The sequence below is a fragment of the Nocardia sp. CA-136227 genome (assembly GCF_050955695.1).
Lineage (GTDB): Bacteria > Actinomycetota > Actinomycetes > Mycobacteriales > Mycobacteriaceae > Nocardia.
Map to the genome: position 1 here is coordinate 208,784 of NZ_CP192081.1, position 16,767 is coordinate 225,550.

General features: G+C 69.0%; 16 protein-coding genes. 6 read left to right on the top strand and 10 right to left on the bottom strand.

The features are described 5' to 3' along the window. Window positions 1-80: 80 nt before the first annotated feature. Window positions 81-1,982, top strand: coding sequence for a glycosyltransferase (locus tag ACQP06_RS00915; RefSeq protein ID WP_433669768.1), 1,902 nt, complete (start codon window positions 81-83; stop codon window positions 1,980-1,982). A gap of 92 nt (window positions 1,983-2,074) precedes the next feature. On the opposite strand, the gene ACQP06_RS00920 is transcribed toward ACQP06_RS00915, so the two are convergent. Further along, window positions 2,075-2,662, bottom strand: coding sequence for a TetR/AcrR family transcriptional regulator (locus ACQP06_RS00920; RefSeq protein ID WP_433669770.1), 588 nt, complete (start codon window positions 2,660-2,662; stop codon window positions 2,075-2,077). 21 nt (window positions 2,663-2,683) lie between these two features. Between ACQP06_RS00920 and ACQP06_RS00925 the strand changes: the two genes are divergently transcribed. Continuing rightward, window positions 2,684-3,064 (top strand): hypothetical protein, encoded by a 381-nt coding sequence (locus ACQP06_RS00925; protein ID WP_433669772.1) that lies wholly within the window; start codon window positions 2,684-2,686, stop codon window positions 3,062-3,064. After that, entirely contained in the window at window positions 3,061-3,564 is a 504-nt protein-coding gene (locus ACQP06_RS00930; RefSeq protein ID WP_433669774.1) for a hypothetical protein, read from the top strand. The genes ACQP06_RS00925 and ACQP06_RS00930 overlap by 4 nt, the downstream gene beginning before the upstream one ends. A gap of 2 nt (window positions 3,565-3,566) precedes the next feature. Here the strand turns inward: ACQP06_RS00930 and ACQP06_RS00935 are convergent, their stop codons facing one another. Beyond that, window positions 3,567-4,415: an SDR family oxidoreductase gene (locus ACQP06_RS00935; protein WP_433669776.1), complete on the bottom strand. Its 849-nt coding sequence runs from the start codon at window positions 4,413-4,415 to the stop codon at window positions 3,567-3,569. A gap of 224 nt (window positions 4,416-4,639) precedes the next feature. On the opposite strand from ACQP06_RS00935, the gene ACQP06_RS00940 reads away from it, so the two are divergent. Both ACQP06_RS00940 and ACQP06_RS00945 read left to right on the top strand, forming a co-directional pair. Next, window positions 4,640-5,815 carry a serine hydrolase domain-containing protein gene (locus ACQP06_RS00940; RefSeq protein WP_433669777.1) on the top strand — a complete coding sequence of 392 codons (1,176 nt, stop codon included), beginning with the start codon at window positions 4,640-4,642 and terminating at the stop codon, window positions 5,813-5,815. Window positions 5,816-5,826: 11 nt separating this feature from the next. Further along, window positions 5,827-7,353 (top strand): alpha/beta hydrolase, encoded by a 1,527-nt coding sequence (locus tag ACQP06_RS00945; protein WP_433669779.1) that lies wholly within the window; start codon window positions 5,827-5,829, stop codon window positions 7,351-7,353. Here ACQP06_RS00945 and ACQP06_RS00950 read toward each other — a convergent pair whose 3' ends face one another. The 7 genes from ACQP06_RS00950 to ACQP06_RS00980 form a co-directional block, all read right to left on the bottom strand. Next, window positions 7,354-8,001: a response regulator gene (locus tag ACQP06_RS00950; protein WP_379275808.1), complete on the bottom strand. Its 648-nt coding sequence runs from the start codon at window positions 7,999-8,001 to the stop codon at window positions 7,354-7,356. It abuts the gene before it with no gap. Window positions 8,002-8,034: 33 nt separating this feature from the next. Then, entirely contained in the window at window positions 8,035-9,321 is a 1,287-nt protein-coding gene (locus ACQP06_RS00955) for a sensor histidine kinase (protein WP_433669781.1), read from the bottom strand. Between the two features lie 111 nt (window positions 9,322-9,432). Beyond that, window positions 9,433-10,539: a ribosome small subunit-dependent GTPase A gene (gene rsgA, locus ACQP06_RS00960; RefSeq protein WP_433669783.1), complete on the bottom strand. Its 1,107-nt coding sequence runs from the start codon at window positions 10,537-10,539 to the stop codon at window positions 9,433-9,435. 227 nt (window positions 10,540-10,766) lie between these two features. Next, window positions 10,767-11,690, bottom strand: coding sequence for a galactofuranosyltransferase GlfT1 (gene glfT1, locus ACQP06_RS00965; RefSeq protein WP_433669785.1), 924 nt, complete (start codon window positions 11,688-11,690; stop codon window positions 10,767-10,769). Continuing rightward, a complete protein-coding gene (gene wzt / locus ACQP06_RS00970) occupies window positions 11,687-12,508 on the bottom strand; it encodes a galactan export ABC transporter ATP-binding subunit Wzt/RfbE (protein ID WP_433669787.1) in 822 nt (273 codons plus the stop codon). The genes glfT1 and wzt overlap by 4 nt, the downstream gene beginning before the upstream one ends. A 7-nt stretch (window positions 12,509-12,515) precedes the next feature. After that, window positions 12,516-13,361 carry a galactan export ABC transporter permease subunit Wzm/RfbD gene (gene wzm, locus ACQP06_RS00975; RefSeq protein WP_433673540.1) on the bottom strand — a complete coding sequence of 282 codons (846 nt, stop codon included), beginning with the start codon at window positions 13,359-13,361 and terminating at the stop codon, window positions 12,516-12,518. Between the two features lie 120 nt (window positions 13,362-13,481). Beyond that, window positions 13,482-14,078, bottom strand: a complete 597-nt coding sequence (locus tag ACQP06_RS00980; RefSeq protein WP_433669789.1) for a bacterial proteasome activator family protein — start codon at window positions 14,076-14,078, stop codon at window positions 13,482-13,484. Between the two features lie 327 nt (window positions 14,079-14,405). On the opposite strand from ACQP06_RS00980, the gene ACQP06_RS00985 reads away from it, so the two are divergent. Beyond that, window positions 14,406-15,611 carry a cysteine desulfurase-like protein gene (locus ACQP06_RS00985; protein WP_433669790.1) on the top strand — a complete coding sequence of 402 codons (1,206 nt, stop codon included), beginning with the start codon at window positions 14,406-14,408 and terminating at the stop codon, window positions 15,609-15,611. A 3-nt stretch (window positions 15,612-15,614) separates the two neighbouring features. On the opposite strand, the gene ACQP06_RS00990 is transcribed toward ACQP06_RS00985, so the two are convergent. Then, a complete protein-coding gene (locus ACQP06_RS00990; protein ID WP_433669792.1) occupies window positions 15,615-16,607 on the bottom strand; it encodes an NAD(P)H-quinone oxidoreductase in 993 nt (330 codons plus the stop codon). Window positions 16,608-16,767: the final 160 nt, after the last annotated feature.

Sequence of the window (16,767 nt, forward strand, 5' to 3'; positions counted from 1 at the left end):
GGCCGCCGAGCGTGACAGTGGCCGTGCGACCACGTCGGGATGAGCCGGTGTCTAAGTATTCAAAGGATGTCGAGGGATTCATGGATGCGTCGGCTGGGCAGGCCGTGACCGAAACCGAGGACCAGGAGAGCGTGGCAGCGCCCGCGACCCTGCGCGCGGAACACGCCGCGCCGGAGCGGATGGTGCTGGCCCGCGGCATCTTCACCGGTCCCGCCCCCAAGATCAGCGACGACCTGTACGCCGTGGCCAGGGGCAAGGTCACCCGGGAACGGCAGACCCTGCGCCTGGAGAAGGGCGCGTCGGTCAATACCAATACCTACTTCGGGCGCTTCGCCGCGTCCTACTGGCAGCGCTGGACCAAGGTCACCGAGGTCGAGGTGGGCCTGACCCTCGAGGTGACCGGCAAGGTGCGGGTGCGGCTGGCCGCCTCCGACATCGCCGGACACCGCCGGGTGGTGGACACCGCCGTGGTGAAGGAGACCGGCCGGGTGACGCTGGTCGCCCCGCTGGACATGTATATCGACGGCGGCGCGATCTGGCTGGAGATCGAGGCGCTCGGCGGTGAGGCCGTGATCACCGATCTGGAGTGGACCACCGCCGCGCCCGAGCAGGTGCGCCCGGTGGCCATCGCCATCTGCACCTTCAACCGGGCCCAGGACTGCGCGAACACCGTCGCGGCGCTGGCCTCCGACGCGACCGTGCTGTCGCTCATCGACGCGGTGTACGTGGTCGACCAGGGCACCGACCTGGTGCAGGACCAGGCACTGTTCACCGAGACCCAGCCGAAGTTCGGCGACAAGCTGCGCTATATCCGGCAGCCGAACCTCGGTGGCGCGGGTGGCTTCACCCGCGGCCTCTACGAGGTGTCGGGCGCCAACGAGCACGCCGACGTCATCCTCATGGACGACGACATCCTGTGCGAGCCGGAAACGGTGTTGCGGCTCAACGCCTTCGCCAATCTGACCGTGGAACCCACCCTGGTGGGCGCGCAGATGCTGTTCCTGTTCAACCCCGACTATCTGAATGTCGGTGCGGAAGAGACGAATCTGGGCAAGCTGCGCCACGGCCAGAAGGTGGCCAAGGCGCTGCGCAACACCTCCATGCTGAAGAAGCACCAGGAACGCCGCGTCGACGCCGGCTACCAGGCCTGGTGGACCTGCCTGATCCCGGCCGAGGTGGTCAAGAAGATCGGGCTGCCGGTGCCGATCTTCTTCCAGTGGGACGACGTGGAATACGGCCTGCGCGCGCGGGAGAACGGTTTCGTCACCGTCACCCTGCCCAATGCCGCCGTGTGGCACGCCGACTTCTACTGGAAGGACTTCGACGACTGGGCGCGCTACTTCTCCTCGCGCAACTCGCTCATCGTGTCCTCCCTGCACCACGACCTGGACGGCAAGGCGATCACCCGCCAGCTGTTCCGGGAGATCGCCGAGTACCTGGTCGGCATGCAGTACGGCCTGGCGCACACCACCCTGCAGGGCATCGAGGACTACCTGAAGGGCCCGGAGACGCTGCGCGACGGCGGCATCGAGGCGCTGGCCAAGGCCCGCGGCTCCCGCTCCGACTACCCGGAGACCGCCAAGCACGCGGCGACCGCCTCCGGGATCCCCAACGCCCACCTGCACGTTCGCCGTGCGGGCGGCGAGCCCAGCCACCCGCTGATGGTGCTCTACAAGCGCGCGCTCAACCAGTGGACCGGCCGCGTCATCCCCGGCCCCGTCGCGGTCACCCGCGAGGACGCCCACTGGTGGCACGTCGGCCTGTTCAACCACGTGGTCGTCACCGACGCCTCGCAGTCCGGTGTCCGAGTTCGCGTGCGCGACAAGGAAACCGCCCGCCGTCTGCTGATCCGCACCTACCGGGTGCTGCGTCAGCTCCGCAAGGAGCTGCCGGACCTGCAGCGCCGCTGGCGGGGCGCGATGCCGGAGCTGACCAGTCGAGAGAACTGGGAACGCCTCTACGGAATCGACAAGACTGCTTGATATTCGGCTGAACATGGCCCGGGACATCCTGTCCCGGGCCATGTTTCATTCTGCTGCGGGTATTACGCCTGTCCGCCCATCCGGCTCGCCGGTCAGGGCGCGGTGAGCAGTGTGCGGGCGGCGGCGGCGAGGTCGGCTTCCAGCCACTCCGGGAGTTCGGGGGCGTGGGCGTGGCGGCGCAGCGCGGCGTAGGGGAGGTCCACGACCGCGCGGCTGACGGCGTCGATCTCGCGGGGCCCGGCGCTGCCGTAGAGGCCGTTCGCGATGCGATCCAGCTGCGCGAACAGGGGTTCGTTCATCCGGGCCAGGCGATCGCGGAACTCGGTGTCGGGCGCGCCGTCGAGCAGGTCCCGGGGCCGCAGGTTGAGCAGCAGCTTGGCGTCGTCGGGGCAGTCCCGGCCGAAGCCCACCGCGGCGGAGGTCATACCGACCGCCGCCGCCAGCGGATCCTCCGCCGCCGCGGCGGCCAGCACCCGGGACTGGAACCGGTCCAGCGCCCGGATCCATGCCTCGGTGAGCACGCCGTTGCGGTTGCCGAACCGGTGGTAGAGCGTGCCCACGGGGGCACCGCTGGCCTCGGCGATGGCGGCGACGCTCGCCGCGCGAGGGCCGTCGCGCAGCACCAGTGCGCGCGCTGCGTCGAGGATCACGTCGGTGTCGTGCTTGCGGGGAGCCGCCATGAACTAGTACGTTCCTTCTATATGGAGCGTTTGCCCTATATCGATGAGCATTCCAGGGTAATCAATGCCGATCGCGCCGCAACGTGGACCGCACTACTGCGCACGACCTGCGAAAACCCTGACGATCTCAACACACTGCCCCGCGGTTTCGTGCTCGACGAGGCCGACCAGCCGCACCGATTGGCCGCCAAGGGCCGCCACTGGTTCTCCCGCTACCGCCTGACCTTCGTGCTCGACGAGGTCGACCCCACCCACACCCGTCTCACCGCGATCAGTCACGCCGCCTTCCCCGGCATCCACGGCCGGATCTATCGGGCCCTGGTCATCGACTCCCGCATGCATCGCCTGGTGGTCCGCGACATGTTGCGCCGGATCTCGGTCGCCGCGGGGAGGCCCGCATGAGTCTCCCCGGTCAGCGGTGGGGCGTGACCGACGTCGAACTGTCCGCGCGCATGCCCTGTGACGCAGCGCTTTCCGGCTCCGTGGTGATCTGTGATCGGGCCGTTCCGGTGGACGCGCCCGCACCCCTGGTCTTCGCCTGGCTCTGTCAGCTGCGCGCCGCCCCGTACAGCTACGACCTGCTCGACAACTTCGGCCGCCGCAGCCCGCGGCTGCGCGATCCGGAACTCACCGAACTCGCGGTCGGCCAGCGTGTCATGTCGGTCTTCGAACTGGCCGATTTCACACCCGGTGAGCAGATCACGTTGCGGGCCAAGGGCGTAGCGGTCACCTACGCGGTGCGCCCCGAAACCGGTGCGGGCAGTCGTCTGCACGCGCGCGTCCGATTCCGGGGTCCCGCCTGGCTGCTGGCGCTACCGGTCTGCGGCGATTTCCTCATGATGCGCAAGCAACTGCTCACGCTGAAGGAATTCGCCGAGCGTGAGGCCGTCGCGCTCGGCTGAGTTCAGAGGAACAGGTCGGTGGTGAGGGGGCCGTCGCCGGGAGTGACGCGGTACTTGTCGAGGTCGGTGATGCCGTGGGCCGCAAGGACTTCGTCGTCGATGAAGAAGTTCCCGGTGGTGTCCTTGGCCGGGGAGGTGAGGACCAGGTAGGCGGCGTCGGCGTAGATGTCGGGGGTGCGGGAGGTGGAGATCATCTCCTCGCCGCCGAGCAGGTTCTTGACGGCCGCGGTGGCGATGGTGGTGCGCGGCCACAGGGAGTTCACGCCGATGCCGTACTTGCGCAGCTCCTCGCTCAAACCCAGTGTGGTGAGCGACATTCCGTACTTGGCGATGGTGTAGCCCAGGGCCATGCCCGCCCACTTGGGGTCCAGGTTCAGGGGTGGGGACAGCGTCAGGATGTGCGGATTGCGCCCGGACTGGGCGGAGTCCTTCAGCGCCGGGATGCTGAGCTTGGACAGCAGGAAGCTGCCGCGGCAGTTGATGTCCTGCATGAGGTCGTACTTCTTCATGGGCAGGAGCTCGGTGGGGGAGATGTCGATGGCCGAGGCGTTGTTCACCACCATGTCGATGCCGCCGAACCGCTCCCGCGTCTGCCGTACCGCGTCCGCGACGGCCTCGTCATCGCGCACGTCGCCGAGGTATTTGAGGACGGTGCCGCCCACGGTCTCCAGCTCGGCGGCCGCGGTGTGAATGGTGCCGGGCAGCTTCGGGTGCGGCACATCGGTTTTCGCGATGAGGGTGATGTTCGCGCCGTCCGCGGCCGCCCGCTTGGCGATCTCGAGCCCGATTCCGCGACTGCCACCCGACATGATCATGGTCCGACCCGCCAGCGGCTTCTGTGCTCCGGTCATGGATCCACTCCTCTTCTGCTGTTGTCGCCCTGAATCCGATCATCCGCGCCTCACCGGGCCGGCGGGCCGGAACTCTCGCATCCCGGGCAGTAGCGCTGGCACTACCGAGCACCCGGCCGCCGACACGACCGCGATCCGGGTGCTCGGGGCATGGGCCGCAGCCGTGCGCGTCCCTACCCTCGAAAGGGCCGGAAAACCCGGCCTGAACAGGAGGAATGTCTTCCATGAGCGTATTGCGGCGGCCCCGCGGGCGGGTTCTGCTGGCCGGTGTCGGGGTTCTGGCCGTCCTCGCGGCCCAGGCGTGCGGCACCGACCCCGGGAGCGGCGAACCCGCTCGCAAGGAGCTCTACCGCACCATCACCCAGGCCCTCGACGGCGTGGTCCGCGGCGGCTTCCCGGGCGCGCAGGTCGTGTTCGACGGACCGGACGGTCATCACGTGCTCACCGCGGGCGTGGGTGACCTGAGCACCGGCGCACCCATCCCCGAGGATGCGCTGGTGCGGATCGGCAGCAATACCAAGACCTTCGTCGCCACCGTGGTGCTGCAGTTGGTCGGCGAGGGCAAGATCGAACTGGACGCTCCGATCGAGCGCTATCTGCCGGGCGTGGTGCGCGGTAACGGCAATGACGGCAACCGCGTCACGGTCCGGCAGCTGCTGCAGCACACCAGCGGTCTGCCCGAATACCTGGCGGGCCGCGACCCCGCCGCGCCCGGTTCCGGGCAGTTGACCGCCGATTCCGATCAACTCCGCCGGTCCCACTACGAACCGGCGGACCTGGTCCGCATCGCCATGGCCATGCCACCGCAATTCGAGCCCGGCGCGCGTTCGGTCTACACGAACACCAACTACATCCTGCTCGGCATGTTGATCCAGCAGGTCACCGGCCGCCCGGCGGCCGCCGAGGTCGAGCGCCGCATCCTGGAGCCGCTGGGCCTGCGCGACACCTACTTCCCGAACTCGCGCGAGACCGGGATCCGGGGGCCGCATCCGCGTGGATACCATGAAATCGACGGCCGCCGCGAGGACTACACCGAGCTGGACCCGTCCTGGGCCGACACCGCGGGCGCGATGATCGCCACCCCCGCCGACCTGAACCGCTTCTTCACCGCCCTGCTCGCCGGGAAACTGCTGCCCGCCGCCCAATTGGCGGAGATGAAGCGGACGGTCCCCTGGGATCGCGGCGAACCCGGATCCGGCTACGGGCTCGGACTGATCCACCACGCGAGCTCGTGCGGCAAGGAGGTGTGGGGTCACGGCGGCAGCATTCCCGGCTTCGGCACCCACACCGGTGTGGCCGCCGACGGCACCGCCGTGGTGGTCACCGTCAATCAGCTCCTGGCCGACCGGGCCGCGTCCGAGGTCGTGACCAAGGTCTTCGACTCCGCCTTCTGCTCGTGAGAGGAACCTCCGTGCGTTTTCGCGAGATCGCCCGCACTCGACGGGGCTTGGCCGCGCTGGCGGTGACCGGTCTGGCGGCGGGAGCCGCGCTCACCACGGCCGCCGTCACCGAGCCTCCCGCCGCCGCGGCGCCTCTGGACCGCTACTACCACCAGCAGCTCGACTGGAACTCCTGCGACATTCCGGAACTCGACGGTATGGGCGGGCAGTGCGCCGACATCACCGTGCCGCTGAATTACGCCGAGCCGCAGGGCCTTACGACCACCGTCGCCATCTCCCGCATCCCCGCCGCCGACTCGGCGCACCGGCGCGGCGTCCTGCTCTCCAACCCAGGCGGTCCCGGCGGCGCGGGCCTGGACTACTTCGTGGACACCAGCAAGGCCATGACGCCCGAGGTCCGCGCCCGCTACGACCTCATCGGCATGGATCCCCGGGGCGTCGGGCGGTCCGCCGCCGTGAACTGCCACTGGCCGACCGGCTTCGGACTGCAATTCGCGGGCGTCGACGCCAAGGGTTTCGCCGAATCCGTCGCCACCCAGGCCGACCTGTCGGCGCGGTGCGCGACCTCGGAGGGAGATCGGCTGCCGCACATGACGACTCGCAATACCGCCAGGGACATGGATGTCATCCGCACCGTGCTCGGCGAGGACAAGATCAGCTACCTGGGCACCTCGTACGGAACCTACCTGGGTGCGGTGTACATGCAGATGTTCCCCGACCGATCCGACCGCATGGTGCTCGACAGCAGCGTCGACCCCGACCGCTACGGCGTGGTCGGCATGGTGCACGACATGGGCGCGCCCAACGAGGCCGCGCTCGACGCCTGGGCGGCCTGGACCGCCGAACGCGACGGTGAATACCACCTCGGCGCGTCCGCGGCCGCCGTCCGCGCCCTGGTCCAGCGGCTCATCGAACGCGCTGCCGCCCAACCGATCCGGATCGGCGACTTCGACGTCGACGCGCACTCTCTGCCCCTGGTGCTCTACATCGCCTTCGACTCCCCGCAGAACTACGGCCGCGCCGCGCAACAGATCCGAGAACTGGCCGACGCCGCCGACGGGAAGCCGGTCGAACCGGACGAGAACCTGGCGGGCAGCCTGGCGGTGATACTGCGCGCCCAGCCGCGCGACATGTCCCCGTCGATGGCGGTGCTCTGCGGAGATGTCGGCGCGCCCCGCGATCCGGCCTGGTACTGGCGCAATCTCGAGGCCTCCCGCGCCACCCAGCCGGTCTTCGGGGCGCTGGCCGACAACATCACGCCGTGCGCGTTCTGGGCCCCGCCCGCCGAATCACCCACGGCCATCGCCAATTCGGTGCCCAGCCTGATCATCCAGGCCACCGGCGATACCCGCACCAGCTACGGCGGCGCGCTCGCCATGCACCGGGCGCTGACCGGCTCCCGCATGGTGACACTGCAGGACGTCGGCATCCATTCGATCCTGGGCCGCTACCCGAACGCCTGCGTCTACGACGCCGTGAACACCTACCTGGCGGACGGCGTCCTGCCCGCCGGCGACCTCACCTGCCGCGACGAGTGATCAGCCGGCGTTCAGATAGGCGAGGACGGCCAGCACCCGCCGGTGCCCCACCTCGTCGGCGAACAGCCCCAGCTTGGCGAAGATGCTCCGAATGTGTTTGAGCACAGCGCCTTCGGTGACCACGAGGCGCTCGGCGATCGTGGCATTGTCGAGCCCCTCGGCCATGAGCGCCAGCACCTCCCGCTCGCGCGGGGTGAGGCCCGCCAGCGGATCGTCGGTCCTGCGCCGCACCAGCAGTTGCGAGATCACCTCGGGATCCATGGCGGTTCCGCCCTCGGCGACCCGGCGCAGCGAATCCAGGAAGCGATCCACCTTCCCGACCCGCTCCTTGAGGAGATATCCGATCCCGCCCGCCCCGTCGCCGAGCAGTTCGGCGGCGTAGCTGTCCTCGACCCAGGCCGAGAGCACCAGCACCGGCAAGCCGGGATGAATCTGCCTGGCGCGCACCGCCGCCCGTAGCCCGTCGTCGGTGTAGGTGGGAGGCATTCGCACATCCACCACCACCGCGTCGGGCCGGTCGGCGGTGACCACCCGCAGGAAGTCGTCGGCATTGTCGACCGCCGCGACCACGTCGATACCGGCGGTCTTCAACAACAGCGCCAGTCCCTCGCGCAGCAGCGCGTCGTCCTCGGCGATCACCACGCGCATGACGCCATCACCCGCTCACCGCTTCCCTCATGATCAACATGGCAGCTCCACCCGCACCACGGTAGGTCCGCCGGGCGGGCTGCTGAGCAGCATCCGGCCGTCCAGCGCTTGGGCCCGCCGCCGGATTCCGGCCAGTCCGCCGCCCTCGGCTTCGACCGCCGCTCCGACACCGTCGTCGTGGACTTCCACGGTCAGGACCTCGGCGGTACCCCCGAGGCCGACTCGAAGCTGTCGCGCCCCGGAATGTTTGGTCGCATTGGTCAGCGCTTCGGCGATCACGAAATACGCGGCCGCCTCCACCGCCGCCGGCCTTCGCCCGATCGGGGCGCTCGCCTCCCCGTCGACATCGAGGGTGCACGGGATCGGCGAGCGGGCGGCCAGGGCCGAAATGGCGCTCGTCAGGCCACGATCCGCGAGCACCGGCGGATAGATGCCGCGCACCGCGTCCCGCAATTCGGCGAGCGCGGCCTCGGCCGTGTCCTGGGCCTTGCGCACCAGCTCGTCCGCCGCGTGCGGATCCCGTTGCCGCAGTTGATCGGCCAGACCGAGCTGCATGATGACCGCCGCGATCCGCGCCTGCGCGCCGTCGTGCAGATCCCGTTCGATGCGTCGCAGCTCGGCCCCGTGGGCGTCCAGCGCGTCCGCGCGCGTCGCGGTCAGTTCCGCCACCCGGACCGCGAGCTCGGCGCCCGGCGCCGGTCCGAGCAGCGCCCGCGCCAGCAGCGCCTGCCACCGGGCCACGGTCGGCAACTGAAGAACCAAGGCCGCCAGCGGAATCGCGATCAGGGCGCTGAGCGCCGCCAGCGGCCACGAATCGACGACGAAACCGAAGCTCTCGACCGTGCCCGGCGGCACGATCCGCCAATACACCGGAATCGCGAGCTGATTCAGTGCGCCCCACGGCAGCCCGACCGCCAGCAGCGCCACCACCATGCCGGGCACCCCGTGCAGCCACAGCCACGCGATATCCCGGCCGTTCGCCGGATCCCGCAGGGCAGCCGTCAGCCGCTCCCGCAAACCGCCGGTCATCGGCCGATACGCCACCCGGATCGGCTCGCCCAGCCGTTTCCCCGCCCGCCGCCGTTCGAATCCGGTCAGCGGCCGGATCAGTCGCAGGAATTCGGGGATCGCCGGAATGCCCACGCCCAGGAGGCTGGTTGCCGCGACCAACACCAGGCCGACCAGGGCCACCGTGGCCGCGGCCCCGGAAACGCCACCGACCAGCAGATAGCCGATGCTCCCCGGGAGCGCCCGCAGCCGACTTCCGGCCCACCGGCGCACGGCCGCCGGGCCGCGCGTCGGCAACGGGTCGGCACTCACACCACCAACCTACTGATCGACCGGATGCCGGCTCGATGAGGTCGGTCGCGAGAGCCGACGTGCGGGCGCCGCCCGGCCTCGATGTCGGTCGTGGCCGGGCAGGGCGAATCCTCAGCGCTGCTTGCCGCCGCGTTCCTTGTACATCCGCCGCTGGCTCTTGTTGATGTCCTTCCACACCTTCTTGCGCTCGGCCTGCAGCCGGGCGTCGGTGCGGGAGGCCAGCCAGTCGTTCTCGCGGCTCAGCTTGCGGTAGCTGTCGAGCCGGCGCTGCGGCAGCGCACCCGAGTCGATGGCCGCGAGTACCGCGCAACCGGGTTCGGTCCGGTGCTCGCAGTCGGCGAAACGGCATTCGGCGGACAGGGATTCGACATCGCTGAAGGCGCGGCCCAGCCCCTCCGCGGCATCCCAGAGACCGACCGAACGCAGTCCGGGCGTATCGATGAGCGTGCCGCCGCCGGGCAGCGGTCGCAGTTCGCGATGCACGGTGGTGTGCCGGCCGCGCTTGTCGCCCTCGCGCACCGCCTGGGTGGCGAAGACCTCCGCGCCGAGCAGCGCGTTGGCGAGCGTGGACTTGCCCGCGCCCGACGGCCCGATCAGCGCGACGGTGCCGGTCAGCAGGGAACCGAGCACGTCCATGCCGACCCCACCGGCGGCGCTGACCGCCAGCACGGTCACCCCGGGCGCGGCGGCCCGGACGTCCTCGAGCGGAATATCGTGCGCCAGATCGGCTTTGGTGAGCACCACGATCGGCTGAGCGCCGGATTCCCAGGCCAGCGCGAGCAGCCGCTCGATCCGCCCGAGGTCGACGTCCCCGTCACCGGGGGTGCACACCAGCACCGTGTCCACATTGGCGGCCAGCACCTGATGCGCGGATTTGGCGCGCGAATCGGGCTGTCCGGAGACGGCCGCCCGGACGATGGCGGTCCGGCGCGGCAGCAGGGCCCGCACGGTCCGGGTGCGATCGATGGCCACCCAGTCGCCGGTGCACAGTCCGCTGACCTCGGAATCCGAGCGCGGGAGTTGTGCGCGGACCACCGCGGCCGTCAAACGGCTCTGGTAGTCGGCGGTGGGCAGTGGCGCGGCGATATCGCATTCGCTGCGATCCATGCGGATCACGCGGGCGGGAATCAGGCCTTCGCCCAGCAGCGGCCGGTAGTCGGTGGCGAGAGCGGAGTTCCAGCCGTAGGGGGAGAGCAGGTCGAGATCGACCGAAGACATGGGGGAGTCCTTTGACGGGCCGAGCCCGGATCACGGACTCAGCGAGGGGAATTCGAGGTGGAGGCGCACACCGCGCGAGTGAACGCGGGCGCGGCAATCCGCACAGCCGTCGTCACGTAACTCCACCTCCCATCTCTCCTCATGCCGTCGCCGAGGCGAGGGCTCCCAACAAGAACGGGGACAACCTTGTCAGGCCGTCCCCGTCCGCGCAACGTATTTTCCGAGCCCTACGACGAGGGCTTGTCGAACTGCTCCCGGCGGCCCATCCGCTGCAGGCGTAGCCACTCCATCAGCCCGGCCGGGTCCTTCTGCTGCACCAGGAAGAACCAGCCGAAGCGGGCGACCTCCTGCGGCAACAGCTTGCGCATGCCCGGCTGAGCCATCAGGTAGCCGCGGTTGCGATAGGTGAAGTGCCGCTTGACCGGATCGTCCGGGTACTGGGTGTGCATGCGCCCGCCCAGGATCGGCTTGAACTCGGCCGACCCGTTCGGGTGCAGGTAGGCGGTCTGCAGGCAGGTGCCGAAGGGCAGCCCGGACCGCACCAGCCGGCGGTGCACCTCCACCTCGTCACCACGCACGAACAGCCGCAGGTCGGGGACGCCGATCTTGTCCACGGCGGTCGCGGACACCAGCGCGCCGTTGAACAGCGAGGCGATGCCGGGCAGGAAGTCCTCGTCGCCCAGTTCGGACCGCAGTCGCCGCCACACCACGCCGCGGCGCAGCGGGAACGCCAGCCGGTCCGGGTCGTCGATATCGGCGACCACCGGCGACACCTCGACCAGCGAGTGCCGTTCGGCGCAGTCGAAGAGGGTGGCGAGCACGTCGGGGCCCTCGGGCCGGCCGTCGTCGTCGGCCAGCCACACCCAGTCCGCGCCCATGGTGAGCGCGTGCAGCATGCCGAGCGCGAAACCGCCCGCGCCGCCCAGATTGTGTTCCGAACCCAGGTAGGTGGATTCGATGGGCTGCTGCTTCACCAGCTCGCCCACCTCGGCCTCGTTGCCGTTGTCGACCACGATCAGATGGTCGACCGGACGGGTCTGGCTGCTCAGCACCTTCAGCGATTCGGCGAGCAGTTCCCGGCGTTTGTGCGTGACCACGATGGCGACGATGCGGGCCTCGTCGCCGTAAAGGGGGGTGGATGGCTCAGTCATGCGGGGTTCCGTTCCGGTTCACGTTCACGTTCCAGATCCCGCAGCACCTGCGCCACGTGATCACCCGCCTCCGGGCCCTCGTAGGCCCGCACCACGTCCTCGATGCCGCCCTGCATGCGCACCTGTCCGTGATCGATCCACATGGCGTGGTCGCACAACTGGGCCAGGAACTCGTTGGAATGGCTGGCGAAGACGAGAATGCCAGAGCGCGAGACCAATTCCTGCAGACGCACCCGCGCCTTCTTCATGAATTCCGCGTCGACCGCGCCGATGCCCTCGTCGAGCAACAGGATCTCCGGATCGATGGAGGTCACCACGCCCATCGCCAGACGCACCCGCATACCGGTCGAGTAGGTGCGCAGCGGCATCGCCAAATAGTCACCCAGCTCGGTGAATTCGGCGATCTCGTCGATCTTGGCCAGCATCTGCTTGCGGGTCTGCCCGAGGAACAGGCCGCGAATGATGATGTTGTCGTAACCGGAGACCTCGGGGTCCATGCCCACGCCGAGGTCGAAGACCGGCGCCACCCGGCCGCGAATCCGCGCGCTGCCGCGGGTCGGTTCGTAGATGCCCGAAAGCAACCGCAGCAGTGTCGATTTGCCCGCGCCGTTGTGGCCGACCAAGCCGACGCGATCGCCTTCCTTCAGCGACAGCGAGATATCCCGCAGCGCCTCCACGACCACCACATCGGATTGGTTGCGCCCGATGGCCCCACCGGCCGAACCCAGTACCGCCTTTTTCAGCGATCGGGATTTGGCGTCGAAGATGGGGAATTCCACCCACGCGTTCTGGGTCTCGATACTCACACGGTCGGTCATTGAGCCTTCACACCCAGTAGGGGACTCGGGAACGGAACTTCTTCATAGCCAGTATCGCGACTATCCAGCCGACAGCGGTGATCGCCACCACCACAATCCAGCTGCGGAGGTGGATCGGGTCGCCCAGCAGGGGCGCGCGCACGATCTCCAGGTAGTGGAAGGTCGGTACCAGTTCGGCCAGCTTGGCCCGGTCGCTGGCGGTGCCCGACAGCGCCGAGGTCTTCCACATGACCGGGGTGAGCACGAACAACATCAGGGTGGTGCTGCCCAGGATCGGCGCCAGATCCCGATAGCGGGTGCTGAAGATGCCGAACACGATCGTCACCCAGATGGCATTGAGGAACAGCAGCACCAGGGCCGGGATCGCCAGCAGCGCCGACCAGTGCAGATGCCGCCAGATCCCGAACGCGGGCACCATCACCACGTAGATGATCAGGTTGTGGGCGAAGAACAGGAACTGCCGCCACACCAAGCGGTACACGTGCACGCTCAGCGCCGACGGCAGCTGTTTGATCAAGCCCTCATTCGCGATGAAGACGTCCGAGCCTTCGAGAATGCTGGCATTGATCACATTCCAGACGATCAAACCCACTGTCACATACGGCAGATACGAACTCAGCGACTGCCCGAACAGTGTGGCGTAGAGCACGCCCATCGCGGCGGCCTGCAAACCGGTGGCGATGGTGATCCAGAACGGGCCCAGCACCGAACGCCGGTACCGCTGCTTGATGTCCTGCCACCCCAATGCCAGCCATAGTTCACGCTGGGAGAACCCGTCGCGAAAATCCTTGAAGGCGCGACCGAAGGACTGGGAATCCGACACGAGCGGCACGGTCTCAGCGTCCGGGCGCACGTCGGTCTTCGCCGAGTCGGGGGGAGCAGCAGCAGGCACAGCACCCGACCTTATCTAATGGCTTTCCCTTTGCACGCGGAACCTGCCGCCGACCGGCTGGCGTGGCGGCAGGACCGGGCGTCAGAGGTATTGACCGCCGCCCGCGCCCTGCTGTCCGCGGGGGTCGCCGTGGCTCATGCCGGGCGGGAGGGCCTGGCGCATCTGCTCGAGTTGGGCGCGCGCCGCCATCTGCTGGGCGAACAGGGCGGTCTGGATGCCGTGGAAGAGTCCCTCCAGCCAGCCGACCAGCTGGGCCTGGGCGATGCGCAGCTCCGCGTCGGAGGGGATGGTCTCGTCGGTGAAGGGCAGGGCCAGCCGCTCCAGCTCCTCGCGGAGCTCGGGGGCGAGGCCGGTTTCCAGCTCCCGGATGGAGGTGCGGTGGATCTCGCGCAGGCGGGTGCGGGAGGCGTCGTCCAGCGGCGCGTGCCGGACCTCCTCGAGCAGCTGCTTGATCATGGTGCCGATGCGCATGACCTTCGCGGGCTGTTCCACCATGTCGGCGAGCGACTCCTCCTTCTCCTGGGAGTCGTCCAGAATGCCCGAATTATCGTCACCGACAACCTGTCCGGTGATCTCCACCGGCTCGCCGCCGATCTGGGCCGCCGCCGGGATGAACAGCGGCTTCCCTTCGGGTCCGATCACGACAATGTTCTCCGGAACCCCATCGGATTGCGTCATGTCTCCCATCCTGCCCAATCCGCCCCGAACCCGCTAAGTCCCACCCCGGATTCGTAACACGCCGATGACTCGCCGCGAAGTGTGACCAGACCCCTCGGTTCGCGGCCGTCCCGATTCTGGACTGACGGAGCGGGGGAGCGAAGCGGAGGAGCGGAGGAGGGAAGAATCGGGACCAGAGGCCGCGAACCCGCCCCGGAGCGAAGCGGAGGGGCAATATAAACACCGTCCCGTCCAGTTTGTTCGGTAGATGCAGGTCGTCCCTTTCTGGGAGGACGCTTCCATCCCTACCGTTACCCAGTCGTGCCCTCTCCCTTTAGAGTGGCCAGCATGACTTACGACGTCGCACGGGTGCGGGGCCTGATTCCGTCCCTGGGCGACGGCTGGATCCATCTAGACCCTCAAGCGGGCATGCTGGTCCCGGATTCGGTATCCCGGGCCGTCTCAACGGGTTTCCGGACCTCCGCCTTCTTGCACTCCAATCGGCACGGCGCGGCCAAGCGCAGCGCCGCGATCCTGGAGGCGGCGCGCGAGGCCGTCGCCGATCTGGTCGGCGGCGATCCGGCGGGCGTGGTGCTCGGCCCGGATCGCGCGGTCCTGCTGGCCTGGCTGGCCGAATCGCTGAGCTCCCGGCTGGGTCTGGGCACCGGGATCGTGCTGTCGCGCCTGGATGACGAGGCGAATGTCGCGCCCTGGCTGCGCATCGCGAATCGCTATGGCGCGCACGTGCGCTGGGCCGAGGTCGAGATCGAGACCTGCGAGATGCCGGCCTGGCAGTTCGAGGAACTCATCGGACCCACCGCCCGCCTGGTCGCGCTGACCGCGGCCTCACCCATCGTGGGCTCCGCGCCCGCGGTCCGGGTGGCCGCGGACCGCGTGCACGAGGTCGGCGGCCTGCTGGTCGCCGACTGCTTCGGCGCCGCGCCCTACGCGCTCATCGACATCGACGAACTCAATGCCGACGTGATCGCCCTGAGCGCACCGGCCTGGGGCGGCCCGCAGATCGGCGCGCTGGTCTTCCGCGATCCGGCCTTCCTGGACCGGATTCCGTCCATGTCGCTGAATCCCTATGCCAAGGGCGCGGAACGGCTCGAGGTGGGCGGTCACCAGTACGCGCTGCTGGCCGGGCTCACCACCTCCATCGACTACCTGGCCTCGCTGGACGAGCGCGCCACCGGCACCCGCCGCGAACGCCTGGAGATGTCGATCACCTCGCTGCAGGACTACCACGATCAGCTCTTCGAGCATCTGATGGCGGTGCTGGACACCATCCCCAATCTGACCGTGATCGGCCGCGCCTCCACCCGCATCCCGACGGTGAGCTTCACCATCTCGGGCATGCAGGCGGAGAAGGTCTCCGCCAAGCTGGCCGACGCCCGCATCGGCACGCTGAGCGGCTCCCACGGCGGCAGCCGCCTGCTCGACGCCCTGGGCGTCAATGACGAGGGCGGCGCGGTGACCATCGGACTCGCGCCCTACACAACGACTTTCGAGATCGACCAGCTCGGCCGCGCGCTGGCCGCCCTCGACACCTAGGCCCTAGACCTCGCGGATCTGCAGGATCACCTTGCCGACGGTCTCCTCGGAGTCCAGCAGCCGGTGCGCCCGCGCCACCTCGGTCACCGGAACCTCGGCCGACACCACCGGCGCCACCGTGCCGTCGGAGATCAACGGCCACAGGTGGCGGCGCAGTTCGGTGATGATCTCCGCCTTCGACCCGCGCCCGTGCTCGGGGCGGCGGCGCAGATTGGTGGCGTGCACCGAGCCCCGCTTGCCCAGCAGCACGCCCAGATTCAGTTCCGCCTGCACGCCGCCCTGCATGCCGATCACCACCAGGTGCCCGTCCTCGGCGAGCGCCTCGACATTGCGCTTCAGATAGGACGCGCCCATATTGTCGAGAATGATGTCGGCGCCGGGATATTCGCTGTGCAGCGTGGTCACGAAATCGTGCTCGCGGTAATTGATCAGCACCGTCGCGCCCAATTCCGCGCATCGATCCAGCTTGAACTGCGATCCGGCCGTCACCGCGACCCGCGCGCCCAGCGCCCGCGCCACCTGGATGGCGTGCGTGCCGATACCGCTACCGCCGCCGTGAATCAGCAGCAACTGCCCGCTGTGCAGGCCCGCGGTCATCACCAGGTTGGACCACACGGTGGCCGCCGCCTCGGGCAGCGCGGCCGCGGCGGCCACGTCCAGGCCGTCGGGTACCGGCAGCAGCTGGGAGGCGGGCGCGTTCACCCGTTCGGCGTAGCCGCCGCCGGCCAGCAGCGCGCACACCCGATCGCCGGGCCGCCAATCCCGTACGCCGGGACCGACTTCCGCGACGGTCCCGGACACCTCCAGGCCCAGGATCTCGCTCGCGCCGGTCGGCGGGGGATACAGGCCCTGCCGTTGCAGCAGGTCCGCGCGGTTCACCCCCGCGGCCGTCACATCGATCGCCACTTCGCCCGGTCCGGGCGCGGGCAGGTCGTCCACCTGCGCCCATTTCATGACCTCTGGCCCACCGAAACCGTCGAGTGTCACCGCATACATGAAAACGAGCCTACGACCGAGCCGCACCGATTACTGTCAGGCCACCCTCGGGCGCGGTACAGCATTCTCTCAGCTTCGACCGGCACCGTGTGTGTGGAGGGTTTCGAAAGGAGATTCCATGATCACCACCCTGACCGTTCTCGGCGGCATGGTCATCCTG